13 protein-coding genes are annotated in these 20,569 nt (G+C 43.3%); 6 read left to right on the top strand and 7 right to left on the bottom strand.

Annotated elements, in window-relative coordinates:
• Window positions 1–209: 209 nt before the first annotated feature.
• From dnm_RS15960 to dnm_RS15970, 3 genes are all read right to left on the bottom strand, one after another.
• Window positions 210–4,220, bottom strand: a complete 4,011-nt coding sequence (locus tag dnm_RS15960) for a non-ribosomal peptide synthetase (RefSeq protein WP_207677917.1) — start codon at window positions 4,218–4,220, stop codon at window positions 210–212.
• 921 nt (window positions 4,221–5,141) lie between these two features.
• A complete protein-coding gene (locus dnm_RS15965) occupies window positions 5,142–5,666 on the bottom strand; it encodes a YfiR family protein (RefSeq protein ID WP_207677918.1) in 525 nt (174 codons plus the stop codon).
• Between the two features lie 1,186 nt (window positions 5,667–6,852).
• On the bottom strand, window positions 6,853–7,656 hold the full coding sequence (locus tag dnm_RS15970) for an inositol monophosphatase family protein (RefSeq protein WP_207677919.1): 804 nt from the start codon (window positions 7,654–7,656) through the stop codon (window positions 6,853–6,855).
• 440 nt (window positions 7,657–8,096) lie between these two features.
• Between dnm_RS15970 and dnm_RS15975 the strand changes: the two genes are divergently transcribed.
• Both dnm_RS15975 and rpsT read left to right on the top strand, forming a co-directional pair.
• Complete coding sequence (locus tag dnm_RS15975; RefSeq protein ID WP_207677920.1) at window positions 8,097–8,699, top strand: DUF2062 domain-containing protein; 603 nt, start codon at window positions 8,097–8,099, stop codon at window positions 8,697–8,699.
• A gap of 68 nt (window positions 8,700–8,767) precedes the next feature.
• Entirely contained in the window at window positions 8,768–9,034 is a 267-nt protein-coding gene (rpsT, locus tag dnm_RS15980) for a 30S ribosomal protein S20 (RefSeq protein WP_207677921.1), read from the top strand.
• A gap of 74 nt (window positions 9,035–9,108) precedes the next feature.
• On the opposite strand, the gene lptE is transcribed toward rpsT, so the two are convergent.
• On the bottom strand, window positions 9,109–9,687 hold the full coding sequence (lptE, locus tag dnm_RS15985) for an LPS assembly lipoprotein LptE (RefSeq protein ID WP_207677922.1): 579 nt from the start codon (window positions 9,685–9,687) through the stop codon (window positions 9,109–9,111).
• A gap of 299 nt (window positions 9,688–9,986) precedes the next feature.
• A complete protein-coding gene (gene leuS / locus dnm_RS15990; RefSeq protein WP_207677923.1) occupies window positions 9,987–12,578 on the bottom strand; it encodes a leucine--tRNA ligase in 2,592 nt (863 codons plus the stop codon).
• Window positions 12,579–12,652: 74 nt separating this feature from the next.
• Here leuS and dnm_RS15995 point away from each other — a divergent pair, with 74 nt between their 5' ends.
• Window positions 12,653–12,883, top strand: a complete 231-nt coding sequence (locus tag dnm_RS15995; RefSeq protein ID WP_207677924.1) for a hypothetical protein — start codon at window positions 12,653–12,655, stop codon at window positions 12,881–12,883.
• A gap of 136 nt (window positions 12,884–13,019) precedes the next feature.
• Here the strand turns inward: dnm_RS15995 and dnm_RS16000 are convergent, their stop codons facing one another.
• Complete coding sequence (locus tag dnm_RS16000; protein WP_207677925.1) at window positions 13,020–14,699, bottom strand: methyl-accepting chemotaxis protein; 1,680 nt, start codon at window positions 14,697–14,699, stop codon at window positions 13,020–13,022.
• 265 nt (window positions 14,700–14,964) lie between these two features.
• Complete coding sequence (locus dnm_RS16005) at window positions 14,965–15,717, bottom strand: hypothetical protein (RefSeq protein WP_207677926.1); 753 nt, start codon at window positions 15,715–15,717, stop codon at window positions 14,965–14,967.
• 1,144 nt (window positions 15,718–16,861) lie between these two features.
• Here dnm_RS16005 and dnm_RS16010 point away from each other — a divergent pair.
• From dnm_RS16010 to yajC, 3 genes are all read left to right on the top strand, one after another.
• Window positions 16,862–18,325: an Rne/Rng family ribonuclease gene (locus tag dnm_RS16010; protein ID WP_207677927.1), complete on the top strand. Its 1,464-nt coding sequence runs from the start codon at window positions 16,862–16,864 to the stop codon at window positions 18,323–18,325.
• Between the two features lie 268 nt (window positions 18,326–18,593).
• On the top strand, window positions 18,594–19,475 hold the full coding sequence (locus dnm_RS16015; protein WP_207677928.1) for a hypothetical protein: 882 nt from the start codon (window positions 18,594–18,596) through the stop codon (window positions 19,473–19,475).
• A gap of 392 nt (window positions 19,476–19,867) precedes the next feature.
• A complete protein-coding gene (gene yajC / locus dnm_RS16020) occupies window positions 19,868–20,242 on the top strand; it encodes a preprotein translocase subunit YajC (protein ID WP_337833581.1) in 375 nt (124 codons plus the stop codon).
• The last annotated feature ends 327 nt before the right edge of the window (window positions 20,243–20,569 follow it).

Below are 20,569 nucleotides of genomic sequence, written 5' to 3' on the forward strand. Positions count from 1 at the left end.
AATTTTTGCTATTCTGATAACTAAAATATACATTTATTTTTTCCTTGAACATGGAATGATTCTAAGTACCCGATCAAAAGTTTTTTACATCTTTTTTTCTGCGAACAGCGGAGAAACCCGGCTTTTTCCTTCAGGGTCGGCGGATCATTCCGGGGAAAAAAGCCGGGTTTCTTCCCCCGGGCAAATATCGAAAACTTATGGTCAGGTACTTAATTGCCAGAATTCCGAGTTCGCGGAACAGCTCGTATGGGCGGCGGAGTTTTCACCTTCTGCCCTTTCTGAAGCGTTTCATCAACAAGCTTTGCCAATCTGGCTACCGTAGGCGATTCAAAAAGACAGGTCAGCGGCAGTTCCACTTTAAACCTGTCCCGCAAGCGGGAATGGATCTGAACAGCCATCAGAGAATGTTGTCCCAATTCAATGAAATTATCATGGATGCTGATCTGTTCCAGGTTCATGACTTCGGCAGAAACAGAGGCAATGATTTCTTCCGTAGGCGTGCGGGGCGCGATGAAATTGCCCTTTTCAGCCATCTGAAATGTATCCGGGACAGGAAGCGCACGGCGATCCACCTTGCCGTTCGGCGTCAGCGGCAAAGCATTCAGAAATACAAAACCGGAAGGTATCATATAATGAGGCAGCTTCTGATTCAAATACTCACGCAACTGCCCGCTGGCTGTGCGTTGCAGAAGCTTCAAGATATTTCGGCTTCGGAGGAGATATGTCATGCTTTGCTGAATAAGCGTCTCCTCGGCCGGCAACAGTTCAAATTCAACGCCAACGCGTCGTGCCTGACGCCATCTGATTTTTCCCCTGAGCCAGTATTCTTCGGATTTACCCGGCAGCACCAGCCCCAGGCGGACAGGTTTACCTTTAACAAAAGTATCCGGAACTCCTGTCAGGCAGACCCCGCCCGCTGAGATATCTTCTGTGCGTACTTTTATCCACTTCTGTTCAAATTCTGCTGTGCAAAGGGTTTGGTAAGGTATCCGATCCGGAGTCACTTCAGGCACGATATAGGCCACCAGTCGTTTGTCACCGGGCTTGTCATCCCGAACGATAACCGCAGCCTGATTTACATTAGAATGTAAAGATAAGACGCCTTCGATTTCTCCGAGTTCGATGCGGAAGCCGCGGACTTTTACCTGATGATCAATGCGGCCAAGAAAATCAATGGTGCCGTCAGGCAGGTACCGGGCCAAATCTCCGGTTTTGTAAAGACGGTCTTCCGGTGCATCGCCAAAAGGGTCGGAGATGAATTTCTCAGCAGTCAGTTCCGGACGGTTGAGATATCCCCGGGCAAGGGCGATGCCGCTGATGTGCAGTTCCCCGGGAACTCCGACCGGAACAGGTTGGAGACAGCTGTCCAGAATGTAGATCCGGGTATTGGCGATGGGACGGCCGATAGGCGGTTTCTGATCACCTTCAAGACATTCGGTTGCAACGGCGCAGACAGTGGCCTCACTCGGTCCGTAGGCATTGATGAAACAGCGGTCTTCTGACCATCTCGCTATCAGATCAGGGGGACAGGCTTCTCCGGCCACAATAATGTTCCGTAAATCCGGGAATGCCTCACCAGGTTGAAAGGCCAGGGCTGACGGAGGAAAGGTCACATGCGTGACAGACTGCTGATTCAGCAGACGCGTCAGCCCCGGACCGGGAAGCAGAGATTCTGATGTTCCCAGACAGAGCCTTGCTCCGGAACAAAGCGCCATGACAATTTCCCAGACAGACGCGTCAAAGCTGAAAGAAGAGAATTGAAGAACACAGCTATCCGATTGCAGGTTAAACATTTGAATCTGCGCGGAAGACAGATTACACAATCCGCGATGAATCAGCAAAACGCCTTTGGGTTTTCCGGTGGATCCCGAGGTGTAAATCACGTAAGCCAGGTTTTCCGGTGTTACTCGGGTGACCGGGTTTTCCATGTTTTCCTGGGAAATGACATCCCAGTCTTTGTCCAGACAGATCACATTTGCTGTGTGTTCAGAAAGATTCCCAAGCAATTTTTCCTGTGTCAGCAGTATCTGAATCCGGGCGTCTGACAGCATGAATGCCAAGCGATCCTGCGGATATGCCGGGTCCAACGGCACATAAGCACCGCCTGCCTTGAGTACACCCATAATCCCCGCGATCATCTCAAAAGACCGCTCTGCGCAAATGCCTACCAAAACTTCCGGTTCCACACCCAATGAACCCAGATAATGCGCGATTTGGTTGGCCCGGGCATTCAGTTCTCCGTAACTCAGATGTTTATCCTCAAACACCACAGCCACGGCATCCGGATTTTGTTCAGCGTGTGCTTCAAACAACTGATGGACACATTTGTCATCGGGATATTCTGTCCGGGTATCGTTCCATTCCACAAGTAACTGATGCCGCTCAGTTTCGGTCAGCAGAGGCAACTGGGAAATGGCCTGATTCGGATTTGCCGTCACCCCCTCCGATAAGGTCTCAAAATGTCCTGCTGCACGGATAACACTAGCAGCGTCAAACAGCTCGGTATCATATTTAAATGTTCCGCTGAGTCCCGATTCCGTGTCCTCCAGTATCAGCGCCAAATCAAACGCTCCTGAGAGGCTTTCGATGTCTTCAGAAATATCCCGCAAAGCAAATATTATCTGAGACAGGGAGGTCTGATCCTGTTGTAATATTTCTGCCAGTTTTTCAAAGGGCAGTTCCCTGTGATCATAGGCATTCTGTGTTACTTCCCTGACCCGGTTCAGCAATTCCCGAACATCCGGATTTCCCGAAAGATCAACACGCAGAGCCAGCGTATTATTGGGAACAGGCATGGCAACCACAATGTCCTCTTGTCCGGTGTAACGAGAAAGAAGCGTCAAAAAGACTGTCATCAGCATCACAGACAGGGAAACATCTGAATCCTCGCTTAACTTTTTCAGCCGCATTGCCAGGTCAGGATGAAGGTGAAAATGCTCGGCAGCGTATCGGAAGGTTCGAACCGGAGGACGGGGCCGGTCCGCGGGAAGTTCCAACAAAGCAGGGATGTTGGCCAACTGGGATTTCCAGTAATTGACATGTGGCTCCGGAAACTGCTCAAACGAAATATGCTCCTCTGTCAGACCCAGAAGTTCTGCAGCCACAAGCTTCATAATTTCATTGGTTCCGCCAAAGATCGGCATGAGCCGCACATCACGAAACCCCCTTGCTATGGGACATTTTTCCAACATGCCGAGATTAGCAAAAATATCCAGACACTGATCTGCCACCTGTTTGGCAATTTCAGTGGTTCGATACTTGGCCATGGATATTTCAGCGACCACATGCTTTCCTTCTGTGTAATCCGATATCACCTTATCCACAAAGGCTCTTGCCATTTTCACCTCGGTGGTCATTTCTACCAATGCAAACTGTACCGTCTGAGACGCTGAGATCGGCATTCCGGAGACAATGGTCTGTTTGCAGTAGGTCATGGTCGTTTCCACAAACCGCTCTGCAGCGGCCACGGCCATCATGGCACAGATGAGTCGCTCCTGCGGGAGCTTTTCCATGAGCATGGCAAATCCCGTCCCTTTTTGTCCCAGACGGTTCTTTGCGGGGATGCAGCAGTCAGAGAAAAATAGTTCTGCCGTGTCCTGGCTGTGCCATCCCATCTTTTTAAACGGCTTTCCTTTTTTGATCCCGGGAGTGTCAGTTTCCACAACATAAAGAGATATGGGGAAATTTCTGTTTTCCACAGAAGAATCCCGGGCAGCCAGGATCACGAGATCAGCATTGATCCCATTGGAAACAAAGGTCTTTGACCCGGTGATGATCACCTCGTCCCCCTGTTCTGTCGCGGTGGTTGTCATTCCGGCAATATCGCTGCCCGCGTCCGGTTCGGTGATAGCGATGGCAGTGATGATATCACCGGAAACACATCCGGGGAGGTATTTATTTCTGATCTCTTCAGACGCGTATTTCTCAATGTACGGGACCACAATATCGCTGTGGAGATTTGGAATCAGCCCGTACTGATTCGTTCTGGCCATCTCCTCGATGACGATCAGTGAATAAAAAAAATCACCTCCTGCCCCCCCGTATTTCGGAGAGAGGGAAGGACACAGAAATCCCCCCTGTCCCATCTTTTTCCAAACCTCTTTGGGGATAATCCCGTGTTTTTCCCACTCATCCGCATACGGAATCACCTCTTTTTCCAGAAAAATACGCAGTTGCTCCCGAAATTGGTTGTGTTCTTTTGTAATGTTATGAATTCCCAAAAGATTTTCCTTTTCTATGCGCTGTCAGGAAACAAGTGTTTCTGCAAACAATTTGAAAATATCTGTTATTTATGTTTTACAATTATAAGATAATTTATTTACTTTATGTTATAATTATCTGCTTATCAAGCAATTTTTTTTAAAAAAAATCTGAACATGGCACAAAAGCGGCATAATCACAGACCAATAATCTCAGGCGCGTGTAACTTCATCATTTCATTGGTTCTGCCGATGATTGACATGACCCGTGAATCATGCTGTTCTCTGACAAGGGGGACATTTCTTAAGCATACCGAAACTTCCCTTTTTTTCCTAAAACTCGATGATCAGGTTTTTTGACCCGGTTCGGACAAAAAGCCTGTCATTCCTGCTTTCGCAGGCTTCGGCGTGAACTCAGTCGAACGGAATGACAGAAAAAAGTTTGATCATCGAGTAAAAAAACACGCAGGACCTCCTGAAATCAGTTATGTTTTTCTGTGAATTGCAGAAGTTTCATCACCTTCCTTTTTTCCGTTTCTGACGGACAAAAACCGTCAGCAGATGGAAAATCCCCCGTTGAAGGGAATCGGTGGGATTCCGAAGCTGGTTCACGCGAGCCCCCCCGCCCCCTCAGGGGAAAATCTGTTCCGGATTTTCCAAATTTTCCATCTGCTGAATATTGTCAGGGAATTCGGAAAAAAGACATTGTTCCGATGACAATTTTTATTTGTCTTTGTACAGAAGGGAAACGGTAGCAGGCTGCCTCCGGATATTATTCCATATCCGAATGAAAAATATTGTGAATCAGGAACAACCTGATGTTATCCACGAAAATCCCTAAGAACGCCTGGAAAATATATCTCCGCCTGCCTCGGCTGGGATAATGCGTTCTTTCTGGCTTCCTAAGTACCTGATCCCAGACTTCTGAATATGTCAGCGTTTTCACTCAAAGGTTGTTGAAACTTTAAGTATGGCATGATTCCAGCTTATGTCCTCAGCTTTTGACGATGAGAGATTCAGGAGGATCTGAGGTTTTCTGCCGGAAATGCCGACCCCCAGTGAGACCCCTCTGATTACAAGTTCCGGTATTCCGGTAATACTTAACACCTTGTTTGCCCTTGTGTAACGGATGACTGTATCCAGCTTTGACGCATCACCAATATAAATTACAGAAGGTTTTTCAGATGGCAAGTCGGAACTTTCACTCACAATCGCCAATTTTGACCTTCCGATTTTTTCCCCTATTATTGTTTTCATTTCTGCAGCAAAATGGGGATCCTCTATCACATGAATGGAAATATCACCTCCGTTATTTAGTCCTTCGTTAAAAGAGAGAAGCTTCACAAAAATTGCCGCCTGAATTTGTTCCGGAGCTTTTTGAATATCAGCGGCAAATGCCGGGCACACTGACAGTAAGCATGTAATCGCTATAAAAAATTTATCCCATTTATTAAAAATTTTCTGCATAGCACTCCTCCTTTTTTTGTTTGCCAATGGAACCGTTAAAATCATAAACACCGGATCGAAAAATTTTTTTTTACTGATTATAACGGATTTAGGGGAGGCTGGTAACGCCCCATGGGAGCGGCATGTTTTAGACCTGCTGCAAATACAGCGGGCTTAACCGCCCCTCCCCTAATTCCGTCATAATCAGGTTATAATTAAAGATTATTAATTATAAATCAGCAAGTTACCAGAAATACATTAAATGTCAATAGCTAAATTTAATACTCATAAAAATCTGTTTCCTGAATATAACGGATTTAGGAGAAAGCCGGCAATGCTTCGCGGGGGCGGCATATTCGACCGATTGCTACAAATAAGTACCGGTGCGAAAGTTTTTTATATATCTTTTTTCTGCGAACGGCGGAGAAATCCGGGTTTTTCCTTCAGGGGCGGCGGATCATTCCGGGAAAAAACCCGGGTTTCTTCCCGGGCAAATATAAAAAACTTTTGTTCAGCTACTTATGTTCCTCCTGCGGTGCCCGGCGGAGGTCCGCGAACCTGCTGCTACAGATATGCCGCCCCTGCGGGGCTTTCCCGGCCTCCTGCTGACATTGACAGACACAATGAGTCTGAGAAAGAACCGGAGAGGCACGGGAATGTCGGAGAAATGGTTGAGAAGCGTATTTAGGAGTTAGAACCCGGCAGGACCGGAAGGCGCGTGTATAACCTGGAGGAGCGGTGTTCAGTCCGGGAAAGATGTCTGGCTGAAACAGCCGAAAGCAGAGAAGATGCTCCGGGGTTGTTTTAGAAGTTGCTTTGCGAAAAAGCATTTTTCGCACTCCGAATAATATAACTAACCGAGGCTGTTCCGAAAAAATCCGGAGTGCAAAAATTTTATTTTTGCATTTTTGCATCTTTGCATTTGCGAAAAAGCATTTTTCGCACTCCGGATAATATAACTAACCGAGGCTGTTCCGAAAAAATCCGGAGTGCAAAAATTTTATTTTTGCATCTTTGCATCTTTGCATTTGCGAAAAAGCATTTTTCGCACTCCGGATAATATACCGGAAAACCTGTTTATTTTTAAATCAACAGCATTGGGCATAAAAGAAGAGGAATTCCTGAGAATCCCCCTTTTTTTAAGAGGGATTCCCATAATGCCGGAGGAAAGCGCGAAACTCGTCAGAATCAGACATTTCAGATATATCTAAGCAGAAGTTTTATTCAGAAAAGCAAGCACTTGGGAGCAGGTATCAGGAGGGGCCACCAGGAGATGCTCATTGCTTTTTTGTCCTTCCAGGTATTCACCGATGACAAACTCGCTTCCGTCCATTTTATAGAATTTCCCCCCGGCAGCTTCAACAATGATCCATGCCGCCGCGAGGTCCTCGTAAGATTCGTTGGCAATCACAGCGGCCTCGGCACGGCCCATGGCAACATAACATATATGAGCGGCAGTACATCCCATATTACGAATCTTACCTGAAAATCCGGAATTATAATGCCGGTGAAATCGTGAATAGGTAAGGAGAAGGCTTTCATCATTAATATTTTCCTGAGGTGAGACATTTATTTTCTCATTTCCCCGAAATGCATCATGCCCTGCCCGGGCATTAAAAAGATCACCAGTGGAAGGCATATAAAACATTCCGAAAACAGGCCAGAAATTATCAAACAGAGCCAGGGAAATTCCCCATATGGGAATGCCCGCCTGAAAATTGGCAACGCCGTCTAACGGATCATAAATCCATAAATACCGCTTTCCTTCATGGGTGTAGTCTTTATCATCTTCCGGATCGTTCTGAAATATCTGGTGTTCAGGAAAATCAGCATGAAGCCGGGTCTTGAAAAATTCTGTCAGATCAACTTCGGCCTCCGTGATCAGTTCTTCATCAAATTTTACATGAGGCTTGCCTTTGCCATAATAAGAAATTGCTTTCTCACCTGAACGGCGCATTACTTCCATTCCAAACTCAGTCAGCTCTTCTATCCTATGACCATCTAAAGCCATTGTTCCCCCTTCTTACTTAGGGATTTCCCAAAAAATAAAATACCCGAAAATGTGGAAAAGTAGGGTGACCCACCCTACTTTTTTTGTATCAGGTATATTATTTATTTTGAGTTCCCTTATTAAAAAACAGTTATCATAGTCCTGCCGCCCTTCCGGCGCGTTGCACGGAAATAAGAGTATCAGAGAACTGCATTGTCTCACTTGAAATTATGAATTGAAGTTTTGGATTTTCAAAAAATTCCATTAGATTTTATGTAGAACATTAAGTGAAACAATGCACTGATTAAATTGATTAAAATCAATTTAAAACCGATTCTTTGAAAAAATCAGGCTTGCTAAAAAGTGAATCCTGATCATATTAAATTAATTTTACATGAAAAATTCTTGTTTAACAATAAAAATAATATTATAATAAAAAATTTTAATCTTGGAAAGAATCTATGGAAAAAAAAAATGAGCATATTGGTAATCAAAAAAGTAAGTTTCACACTGCTTTAAAAAAAACCTATGACAGATTGGTTAAAATCCGCGGTCAGCCTCGGGAGATTGCTTTGGGATTTGCTTTGGGAATTTTTATTGGGATGTCTCCCTCCATTGGCTTTCAAACTCCCATAGCTATTTTTTTTGCTTCACTTTTGAAGTGGAACAAAATTTCCGCGGCTGTAGGTGTCTGGATATCCAATCCCCTGACAGCACCTGTCATTTACGGCATCACTTATATTATCGGAGCGACTTTGCTTGGCATTAACAATACGAGCAAGCTGTCCGATGATTTTCAGCCGGCCGCTATTTTTGCGATGTTATCCAAAGGGCCTGAAATTATATGGGCCATGATCATCGGGGGAGTCATTATCGGTTTGCCCCTCGCTGTTATGGCTTATTATTTTTGCTATTCGGCTGTCCAAAAGTATCAGGAAGATATCAAAAGAAAATTGGCAAAGCAGAAAGCAAAATTAGCGAAGCAGAAACAAAAACTGGCGAAAAAAAGGGAAGAGCGAAAACAGAAGAAGAAAAAAAAGAAAAAAAAAGATAAAGTGACTTGACGAATATTTATCAATTTTGTATTTATAAAAGTTTATAAAACTTAAAAATCAGAAAGGAGCTACAAAGTTTGGCAAATCATAAATCTGCATTAAAACGCGCGCGACAGAACGAGGTCAGGCGCATTCGTAACAAGGCCTCAAAAACCAGAATAAAAAGTATTCTGAAAGATATTCAGACCGCTGTGGATGAGAAGTCTTCGGAAACTGCTACTGAACAACTCAATATTGCAAAGTCTGCAATTGACAGGGCCGCTAAGAAAGGGGTGATCCACAAAAGGTATGCTTCCCGAAAAATCTCCCGCCTTTCCAAGCTTGTAAACAGGATTGCCGCCTAAGTTAGAAAAAAAATGGAAAAAACCAGGTTTTTTTAAAAAACCTGGTTTTTTTCCCACCGAACCCTGAACAAATACTAAAAATCGCTTGTCAGATGATCATAAGCGGTCTCTGCTATTTTTTCTGATATCACTGAAATGGCCTGTTGCCTGTTATATTCTGTTGTCATCTTGTCAGGCATCACAATGTATGCTTCATGGGCCGAAATCTGTTTTGCTGACCAGATGACCTTGCCATCTGAACTGGTTAATTTCAAAGCAACTACAACCTTAATCTGCCGCTCAAGGGCGGTATGTGATTCCCTGCGGGAAACAGTTTCTAGATTTACAGACTTAATTTCTCCCGCAAGAATCGCCTCGGCACTGTCCCTTCCCGCTAAAACCAATTTCCCGCGTCTGGTGAATTCATCAATAAAATCATTTGCGAAAATTGTTTCCAGCCCGGTTTCAGCCGTTCGGTTTTCAAAGACGGTGATATAAACGCTCTTAATACCACCTGGAAAATTTCCTCCCCCTTCAAATTTGTAGCCGCAGGCTGAAAAAAATATACACAGAAAAAGAAGGAAACTTGAAACTTGAAACTTGGGTTTTGAAATTTGAAACTTGAAACTTGAAACTTGGGTTTTGAAATTTGCAATGTCAATAAAGTATTTCATTTCTCTGATTTCCAATTTGTAATCTATGGCTTATTACCAGCTGATGAAAAATTCACACTTGTTCTTGTTCCCACACCTCACGTCACTGGCCATTAAGTTAAAAATCATCCGGGGTGGCAAAAACCGTTTCCGGCGAGGGCGCAAAAAATAATTTTCGCACTCCGGAAAGCTTAACTTAATGGCGGCGACGCTTCGCGTGGAAATGTCGTTCGGGACGCTTCGCGTCCTGAACGATGGGCAGAATCAGAACGTGAAGTATCCGCACCGGGTTTCCAGTTTCCAGTTTCCAGTTTCCAGTTTCAAACCACGATATTGACCAGTTTTTTCTTAACAACGATTGTTTTTTTAATGGGTTTGCCGTTGATGAATTTTTGAACTTGTTCATTGGCAAGGGCTTTTTCTTTGAGCGCGTCGTCATCCGTGTCCGCGTTGGCAGTGAATCTGCCTCTGAGTTTGCCATTGACCTGAACCACGATTACAAGCTCATCTTTTACAAGGGCATCTTCCCTGTATGAGGGCCAAGATTCCAGGAGGACACTGCCGCTATGTCCCAGGATATTCCAGAGTTCATCAGCAAAATGAGGAACCATGGGGGATAAAAGCAGGGCAACAGATTCCATGGCAAATTTCATCACCCGGGGGGCGTGGGGTGTGTTTTTCTGCTGGTCAGCGTCATACATTGCGTTCACGAGTTCCATGACCGCGCTGATGGCTGTGTTAAAATGAAACCGGTCTTCAATGTCACTGGTCACTTTTTTGATGGTTTCATGAATTTTTTTGTACAAATCACGGATGTCACCTTCCAATTCGTCAGGATTACCGTTAAAAAGTACAGCGTCTTTTGTCAGCTCCGTCCAATCTGAAACAAGCCGCCAGACACGGTTCAAAAAGCGATGCCCCCCTTCAACCCCCTGCTCACTCCATTCCAGGTCTCTTTCCGGAGGTGCGGCAAACAGGCAAAAGAGTCTCGTGGTATCCGCGCCGTATTTTTCAAGCAGGGTCTTGGGGTCAATCACGTTGTTTTTGGATTTGGACATTTTTTCCACGCGTCCCACAACAACGGGTTTGCCGCATTTGGTGCATTGGCGGTTTTCACCGCTTCCTTTTGCTTCATAAGGATAAAGAAAACCGTGTTCAGGGCAGGAAAGGGTTTCTTTGCAGACCATCCCCTGGGTCAGCAGACGGGTAAACGGTTCTTTATATTTGACGAGTCCCAGGTCATTTAACACGCGGGTGTAGTACCGGGAATACAAAAGATGTAAGATCGCGTGTTCCACTCCGCCGATATACTGATCCACAGGCATCCAGTAATCCACAGCCGCCTTGTCAAAAATCCCGTCATGGTAATGGGGGCTGCAATATCGCTCATAATACCAGGAAGACTCCACAAATGTGTCCATGGTATCGGTCTCTCTTCTGGCATCAGGACTGCCGCATTTGGGGCACGTTGTTTTTGTAAAATAATCCAGCGTGGGCAGGGGAGATTTCCCGCCTTCCAGGAGATTGGCATCTTCCGGCAGTACAATGGGAAGGTCTTCCTCGGGAACCGGAACGATCCCGCATTCTTTGCAATGAATCATGGGAATGGGCGCGCCCCAGTATCGCTGTCTGGAAATTCCCCAGTCCCTCAGACGGAAATTGACTGTTTTTTTTCCAAGATTATTTTCATCAAGATACGCTGCAATTTCATCAAGGGCCTTTTTGTTGTCCATGCCGTCAAACTGGCCGGAATTGACCATAACTCCCTGATCGGTATAGGCTTCGGTCATGGCCGCGGGATCAAGTTCCTTATCAGAGGGCTTTACAACAATGATGATATCCAGTCCGTATTTCTTGGCAAAATCAAAATCACGCTGGTCATGGGCAGGCACGGACATGACCGCGCCGGTTCCGTATTCCATCAGCGCAAAATTGGCAGTGTAAATGGGCATCTTTCTGCGAGTCAGCGGATTGATGCAGTATGCGCCTGTGAAAACCCCTTCTTTTTCGTAGCTTTCCACGGCCCTGACAGACCGGTCCTGCAATGCCATACGATCCACAAATGCTGAAACTTCTGCTTCCTGCTCTGTTCCTTTTGAAAGCGTCAGCACAAGCGGATGTTCCGGAGCAAGACACATGAAGGTCGCGCCGAAAACCGTATCTTGCCGGGTGGTAAACACGGTTATTTTTTCATCGGAATTTTCAATGGGAAAATGAATTTCCGCTCCGAAACTCTTTCCGATCCAGTGTTTCTGCATGGTGACGACTTTTTCCGGCCATCCCGGGAGCTTGTCGCAATGAATCAGCAGGTCTTCGGCATAGTCGCTGATACGGAAAAACCACTGGGAAAGCTTTTTCTGACGCACCTGTTTCCCGCATCGCCAGCACATTCCCGCTTCCACCTGTTCGTTGGCAAGAACTGTCTGGCAGGTTTCGCACCAGTTTACAAAGGATTCTTTCCGGTATGTCATGCCTTTTTCGTACATTTTGAGAAAGAGCCACTGCTCCCATCTGTAATATTCGGGCGTGCAAGTGGCAAGTTCCCTGTCCCAGTCATAAGAAAACCCCATGCTTTTGAGCTGGGACCGCATGGTGTCAATATTTTCATAAGTCCATTTGGCCGGGTGGGAATTGTTGGCAATGGCCGCGTTTTCAGCCGGCATACCAAACGCGTCCCAGCCCATGGGATGGAGCACGTTGAATCCCCGCATTCTTTTATAGCGTGCCACAACATCTCCGATGGTGTAGTTCCGCACATGCCCCATGTGAATTTTTCCGGAGGGATAGGGAAACATTTCCAGCAGATAATATTTTTCCTTGTCAGGGTCTTCTTTCACTTTAAACAGTTTTGTCGTTTCCCAAATCTTTTGCCATTTGGATTCAATGGCTTTTGGGCTGTATTTTTCATCCATTATTGTTCAGTACCTTTTTTAAATTTTTTTGTATAGGAAATTATAAAATTTTGCTGTGTACAGGACAAAAAAAGATGAGTAGCAAAGAAACCCGGGTTTTTCCGACGGAGGAAGGTGTCTCGTCCTGGAAAAAAGCCGGGTTTCTTCCCGCACCGCGACTTTTTGTCCTGTACACAGAAAATTCTGACATCTGCTACCTGACCGCAATGATTCTGACGGGTCAGACTGCCGAAGCCCTCCGAGGTTTTAAAAACCTCGGAAGTCTGCCACATGGCCTGAATGGCTATCCGGCTTGTGATGTTTAAATTCTCTGTCAGTCCATAGGAGCCTTATCATAAAATCTGAAAGCAATAAACAGCAGATAAAAAAAATTCGGCAGTGTTCCAAATTTGGACAGAACCCTGTATTTATAAAACTGATTCAGTTGGTTATATATATTTCTTATCCGTTCCTGACAAGACTGTTTAATTTAAAAACAAAATCATTCAGTTGTCGGGCCTGAACATCCAACTTTGAAGCAGCCGAAATAAAGCTTTCAGCATCCGCATTATTTTTCTGTATTAATGTATTGATCTCCTCAGCTATGAAATGAATCTGTTCAATTTCCTGTACCTGCTCATCAGAAGACACACTTACTTTTTCTATAAGTTCGGCAAGTCTTGTATTACTTTCTATCACAATATTAAACGCTTCCGAAGTTTTTTTTATAAGTTCCGCTCCGTTGTCAATCTCAGTCACTGTGTCAACAATCAGATTTTGCGTATCTTTTGCTGCCTCGGTGGTACGCAATGCCAAATTTCTGACTTCTCCCGCGACAACGGCAAAGCCCGCACCAAGTTCACCGGCACGGGCAGCTTTGACAGCAGCATTTAGTGCCAGCAGATTCGTCTGAAAAGCAATTTCATCAATGGTTTTAATTATTTTGCCTGTATCTTCCCCTTTTGATTTGATCCGAGCCATTGCTCTGATGGCTTTTTTCATAGCTTTGTCAGCAGTCCTCAATGCATCTGAGGATTCATTTCTTGAAATTTTGGACAGCCTGGCACTTTCAGCATTCTCTTTTATTTTTGAGGACATTTCTTCCAACGAGCAAGATATTTTTCCAACAGACAAAGACTGGTCCCCGGACCTTTGTTTCAACAATTTGGTCTGAACAGAAATCTGTTCGGAAATCGAATCTGTTTCAGTGATTTCCTGGTTCAGATGATCAGATACGTTGCTGATGGGCTGCACGACTATTATTTTTGATACAAAAAACATTACAACAAGATAAATAACAATCATCACCAGACCGGCTATTATTATGTTCAGCGAAAAAACTTTTGATGTGAAGATTTCCCTGTCAGACTGGGTAAAAACAATATACCAGTCATGCAATATATCCGCCCCCCTGATATTTACCTTACGGGCGATATATGTTTTTTCAATCCCTTCAAATTGTGATTTAAATTCGGTTTTCCCTTTCAGGATATTTGAAAATACCAGGCTTTGCTTTTCCATTGTCTTATCATTTAAGATCAGTGTGGTGTCCGGATGGGAAATGGATATACCCCGATCATCAATAAAAAACATGTAACCAGTTTCACCGACCTTTATTTTTTTTACAAAAAGATCTGTAAAATAGCTCATCTGCGGGGAAACAACTGCCACGCCCACGATATTTCCGTTTTCATCTTTTACAGGCGCGGAGATTACAAAAATAGGATTCCCCCGTAATATGCTCGGATATACCTCACTTATAAAACAATCCTTATTTTCATAAATTTTTTTTATATAACTGCGCTGAGGACCGGCTTTGCCAACAGTTTTGCCTTTGACGGTATCTGTAAAAAACTGTCCGTCTCCGACTTTTATGACTGATCCGTCAACAGATATTTCAACTGTCTTATCCGGAGACATTTTTGACGCAAGCGGCAGATTTTCATAATAATCAAACTGCTTATGAAAGGAAAGCAGAACCTCATGCGCTTCTCTGACTTTTTCAGCATCTTCCGGATCCTTACATGCTTCGATAACATGAGTGTCATTTGCAATAATCTTTACAATTCTTATCTGATCCGTAACCCAGTTTTCCAACGCCGACGCGGTCTGCTGAGTGATCTGATAGCCAAGTCTTTTCATCGTGGAAAGCTGATTTTTATTTTCTATTTTATAAAGAATTAGACAGACGATAATTATAAAACAAATAAAAACAGGAAAATTCCATTTTATAAATCTAAAAGAAATATCTTTCATTTTTAAATATGCTGAATGGGTTCAACTCGTTTTTTGATTTGCGGCACTGGTTCCGTTCAATGGGATTTTCTGGAATACATACAGCCTTGGAGGGGCGCATTTTAACAAGCCCTTTCAAGGCTTTTACAAAATGTTTCCGAGGTGCTGATTGTCAGCTATTTATTGCCTCAAGGATCTCAGTGTTGAAGTGATACATAAGCCGGTCAAGCTCCCAGCCCTGAAGATTTGTCTTTCCTGCCAGTTCCAAATAAAACTTTTCGTGATCATCATATTTCGTAAACGAGACATCCAAGGCTTTGGAAATTTTTTTTATTCTCTCATCAACAGCGACAGATTCATGAAAGTCTTTATCATATATGTCCATCCAGATATTTCTGCCATATTTGTCACCGATGCCGTCAAAAGACTTCATGAATCTGATTTTTTCAGTGCGCCCTTTCTTGGAAAATGCAATTTTGTTCGCTTCCGCCACTCCCCCCCAGCTTTCGATACGATTCAGATTTGAAAACAGCCATTCCGCTTTCTTGCCGGGCATTCTGACTTTCGCATCTCTCAGTACCCTGTCAAAATGCTCCGGCCTTTCTGATTCGTTTACCTCATTTTTCACATAATCGTATGTGACACGCCTGTAGTTGCTTTCTGTGCCGATCAGAGCGTCCCTGCCTCTGCTGTTCCCCATTGTTGAGAAACTCTGAAGTAAAATAAACCACAGAAAATCATCTTTGTCAGCCAATTCTCTCCCGTTTTTCTTCAACTCTTCCAACTGAGTTTTCATTTTGTTTGGCAGATTATTTAAAAATGTTGCCAACCGGTCATATTTGCTTTGATTCATAATGATTCCTTTTGATGGCTGATAACTTTTTCGATCTAATGTTGCCAACCGGTCATATTTGCTTTGATTCATAATGATTCCTTTTGATGGCTGATAACTTTTTCGATCTAATGAATATATTTTTTTATAATTCGGTCAATGACGCCATCTTTTTTCAATTCTATGTCAAAAATCTGCGATCTGTGCAGTTAAATATAACGCTTTGAAATTTAAAAAAACTGTAGGGTGGGTGGAGCGAAGCGGAACCCACCGTTTACTGAATTTCGGTGGGTTCCGCTTCGCTCCATCCACCCTACAAAAATTGTAACCGCACAGGTCGAAAATCTGCCAGAATACGCTGATAATCGAATTCTGTTTTTTTATGGCATGGAATTTATGTGTCCGGTAAGTCAGCGGTTTTCTGATCTGCCGAAATTTCCAAGTCAGAATCGCTTAATTTCAGTCTCTGAATTCTGTATGCAAAAATTCGTGCCGGAAAAAATGACATGACATATTTTTATAAGCTTTTTTTTCAGATATTTCAAGTGTTTTTTATGAAAAATTCAGGGAATGATTACATGAAGAAAAACGAGGCGATGATCTTTGTTTCAGCTTTATGCTCTGAACCATGATTCATAAGATTAAACGATTAACAGGTTTAACATGCTGTAAATTAGGTTGATCCTTTCATTCTGAAAATCCGGGTTCGGCCAATAACCTGCTGAAATGGCCGAAACAAAAATTATGGTCAAAATAGCTGAACACTAAAATTCAAGCTATTCGAACTTATATCTTAACTATCTGATTTTAAATTAACATATTTATTTCGGATCAAACATGCTTTTAGAAATCATTTGACTTGTCATTAACAATTGCATATTCAGACAATAAGCTAATAAAATTGAATAATCATTTTTTGTAATGATTCAGATATTCAGGAGCTGAGAATCAGCAATCATGACCCGGAACGGCCTCGGATGACCACACAAATTTTCCGGCAACAGACTGATTTCATGCCGAATTTTTCTATGGAAGCATTTTCCGAAAAGTTCCCAAAGGATGATTAATTCTGATCCCTGACTCCTGAACAATCACCACTACCCGGCCACGATATTTTTGATGTGTCTCCCTGAATTCATGAGGTTTTGAAAACCTCCCGGGTTTTTAGAAAAGACGCATCAGAATCAGCGGGGTCAGGTACTATTTTTTTTACGAAGGGAAATAAAACAAGTATTTTATGACCAGCAAAATTCTTATCAATGCATTGGACCCTGAAGAATGCAGAATTGCAAAGGTAAAAGATGGTCAGCTGGAGGAGTTCCATACCGAAAGCGCTGCAAGGGAAATTACCCATGGAAACATATACAAGGGAATTATTACCCGTGTGGAGCCAGGCCTTCAGTCCGTATTTGTGGATTATGGGGCGGAACGGCATGGTTTTTTGCAAAAAAACGAAATCCACAGCGACTATTTCCAGGACAATGATTCTGGAGATCATTCCATCAACAACATTGTCAAGCGCGGACAGGAACTTATTGTTCAGGTCACAAAAGATCCCGTTATGAAAAAAGGCGCCGTGCTTACCACCTTTATATCTCTCCCCGGAAGATATATCGTCCTGATGCCCGGAAGCAAGAGCCGGGGCATTTCACGCAAAATAGAGGAGGAATCGGAGCGAACCCGCCTGAAAGACATTATAAACAGTCTTAAATTGCCCGATGGATTCGGCATTATCGTGCGTACCGCGGGAGGAAGCTGCACCAAGGCCCGCATTTTAAGAGACCTGAAATATCTTTTACGGCTATGGAAAAACATCAATAAAAAAGGAATAGATGAAAGCCCTCCTGCTCTTCTTTACAAGGAGCGGACCCTTGTTCTAAGGTCCATACGGGATTATTTTACCTCCGACATAGATGAGGTTCTTATAGATGACGAGGTGGTATATCATGAAGTGAAAGACTTTATTCATATCATATCCCCCAAGCACATGAGAATACTCAAATTTTACAAAGGGGAAAAGCCGATATTTACAAAATATCAGCTTGAAAATCAGATCGCGTCCATATTTGAAAATCGGGTGGCTTTGAAAACCGGCGGCTCTGTTGTCATCGAGCAGACCGAAGCCATGGTCACCATAGATGTCAACTCAGGTAAGGCCATCCATAAGAAATCCATTGAACAGACAGCGTTTCGGGCCAATATTGAAGCGGCCGAAGAGATTGCCCGCCAGTTGCGATTACGGGACCTGGGAGGACTTATCGTTATTGATTTCATTGACATGAAGGATACCAAGCATAAACTGGAAGTTGAAAAAACCATCAAAAATTATCTGAAAACAGACAAAGCCCGGACAAAGGTGGGGAAAATTTCCAAATTCGGTCTTATGGAAATGTCAAGACAGCGAATCCGTCCTTCCATTGAATTCGGCAGTTATGTGCCTTGTAAGTATTGTAAGGGAAAAGGGCTGATCCCCTCCACGGAAACTCTGGGACTCGGGTTTCTCCGCAGACTCCATCTTGAAACCCTGAAAAACCAAGTGTCCGCCATAAGAGGAATTGTACCGGTCGAAGTGGCTGACTATCTTTTAAATAAAAAGCGAAAGGAAATTCTTGATCTGGAACTGAGGCACGAAATCAGTATCAGGATCGAAGGGGACGGAACAATGCGCCCTATGGAAAGCAATATTGTTTCTGAAAAATAAAACATGCTGATATTCAGCATTTCTCTGTCAGGCAGGTATATTTTTAGCAGGACAAAACCTGTATGTGCTTTTTAACAACTTGTAAACACAAAAAAGTTACATTTGTCAGGCAAAAATATGCCAAACAGTATCCGAGGTTGACACCTTTTTAAGGTTGCTGTACCATTTAAAAAAAATTTTGGGGAGCAGGTCAGGGGCTTCAAAATCGTAACTCACAGCCTCCAACCTGTGACATTCAATAAAATGAACAGGAAGGAGGAAATTATTTATGGCCGAAGAACGTAAAACTAAAGGAATTCTGTCAGATAACATCTTCAAAATTATTATTACCTCCGCCATAATTATTACAGCGATTGTTGCAGGTTTGTGGTTCTGGTGGAAGCAACGGCCGGAACCTGTTACAAAAGACATACCTGAAAAAAAAACAGGCACTGTTTCCCGAAAAGTGGCTGAGAAAGCCCCGGAACCTTCAGAATCCCAGCCTGTCATAGATTACGACAAACTGGAAAACGACTCGGAATTCAAGGATATGATGGCAGATCGCAAGGAAGAATACGGGGTTGACAAGGGAGTTGACATGATTGTCAAGTCTGACGAGTCTGTTAAAATCGCGGATACAACAATTCCCATGCGGGAAATTCTGGATAAGATACGTCTGAAAGAAGGCGGGCTTATCGAAGATGATCTCACAGGCAAACCCAAATCTGAAAATGACAAAGGGCAGGAAGCCACAGGTTTTAAAAAAGCCTCTGACGCGCCATTGAAAATGAGCATCACACCTGATCAGAATGTAAAAGTATATGGCATACACGTGGTTCGGCCGGGAGACAACATCTGGAATATACATTTCGAGTTTCTGAAACATTATTTTGAAAAACGGGGCGTAACGGTTTCACCCCGTGCTGACGAACCCACCCTCGGACGCAGTTCAGGAGTCGGGAAACTTCTGAAATTTTCCGAAAAAATGGTTTATATATACAATCTGAAGGAACGCAAACTGGATGTTGACCTTCATCTGATTCATCCGTTGAGCAAAATTGTTGTTTTTAATCTGGGACAGGCTTTTTCCCTGCTGAATCAGATTGATTACAAAAATGTCAGTCGCATCCAGTTTGACGGGGAAACCATCTGGATCCCGGCAGAGCAATAAAAAAACAAAAGTGTCAGGTGTCAGGAAAAACGCTGAAATGCTGATGTTTCTTTGTATGCAGGCGATGCTGACTATTATAATAATCAGGCCGGTGCAGAGAACAATTCTTCTGGCAGAAAAAAGAAATAAGATGCTAACCAACTGATCAGAAATCATAAAATGATCTGCCAAATATCTTAATCCGGAAAAAATTCAAGAAATATTTGACGTGAGCTTTCATTTAAAGTATATCAGCAGCGTTTTTAACAAAGGCTTTTAAATTAAAAAAAGAAACAGAAATTTTTATTTTAAGCTGATCAAATTGTTATAACTCATATAAGAAACCGGGTTTTTTCAAAAAACCCGGTTTCTGTATAAGCTGTTATAATAATAAATTTTAAGGAGGTTTTATCTTGCTGAGTAGTATCGCATATGCAATGGGAGGACAGGGCGGGGCAGCCAGCGGAGCCCAGGGAGGATTCGGACCGTTTATTCCGCTGATCCTTATGTTCGTTATATTCTATTTTCTGCTTATCCGGCCCCAGCAGAAGAAACAGAAAGAACATCAGGAAATGCTCAGGAACCTTAAAAAAGGAGACCGAGTATTGACAAGCGGCGGTCTTTATGGCCGTATTACTTCCCTTGACGAATCTACGTTAACCGTGGAAATCGCAGACAAGGTCAAGGTCAAGGTCAGTCGCGGCTATGTTGCCGGCCTGGCTCAGGCCGCGCAGCCTCAGCCCGCAAAAAGTGGCAAAGCTGATTCGGAAGACTTACAGTCAAAATAATTTGTTATCTCCTAAATTGAGCGGTTTCTGATGGTAAAATCATATTATCTCTTTGAAATTATATCTGATTTATCAAGTTTGATCTTATCATTTGCTGAACAAAAAAAAAGCTTGTGAATTTTTTTGTAAAAAATCTCTCAATTCAGGTGTATGTTATTTGTTATGTAACGATGAAAACCATGTCTGAGTCATATTTCCATTTTTGGTCGGACCGAATTTTTTGAAATTTACAACGCTTCGGAAATTTTAGGAATCACTTATTCAGACATTCATTCTGTATGTTCTGATTCAGGTTTTTTTCTGGCATAAAATTTGTATTTCTGACAC

Source organism: Desulfonema magnum (assembly GCF_017377395.1).
GTDB lineage: Bacteria > Desulfobacterota > Desulfobacteria > Desulfobacterales > 4be13 > Desulfonema_C > Desulfonema_C magnum.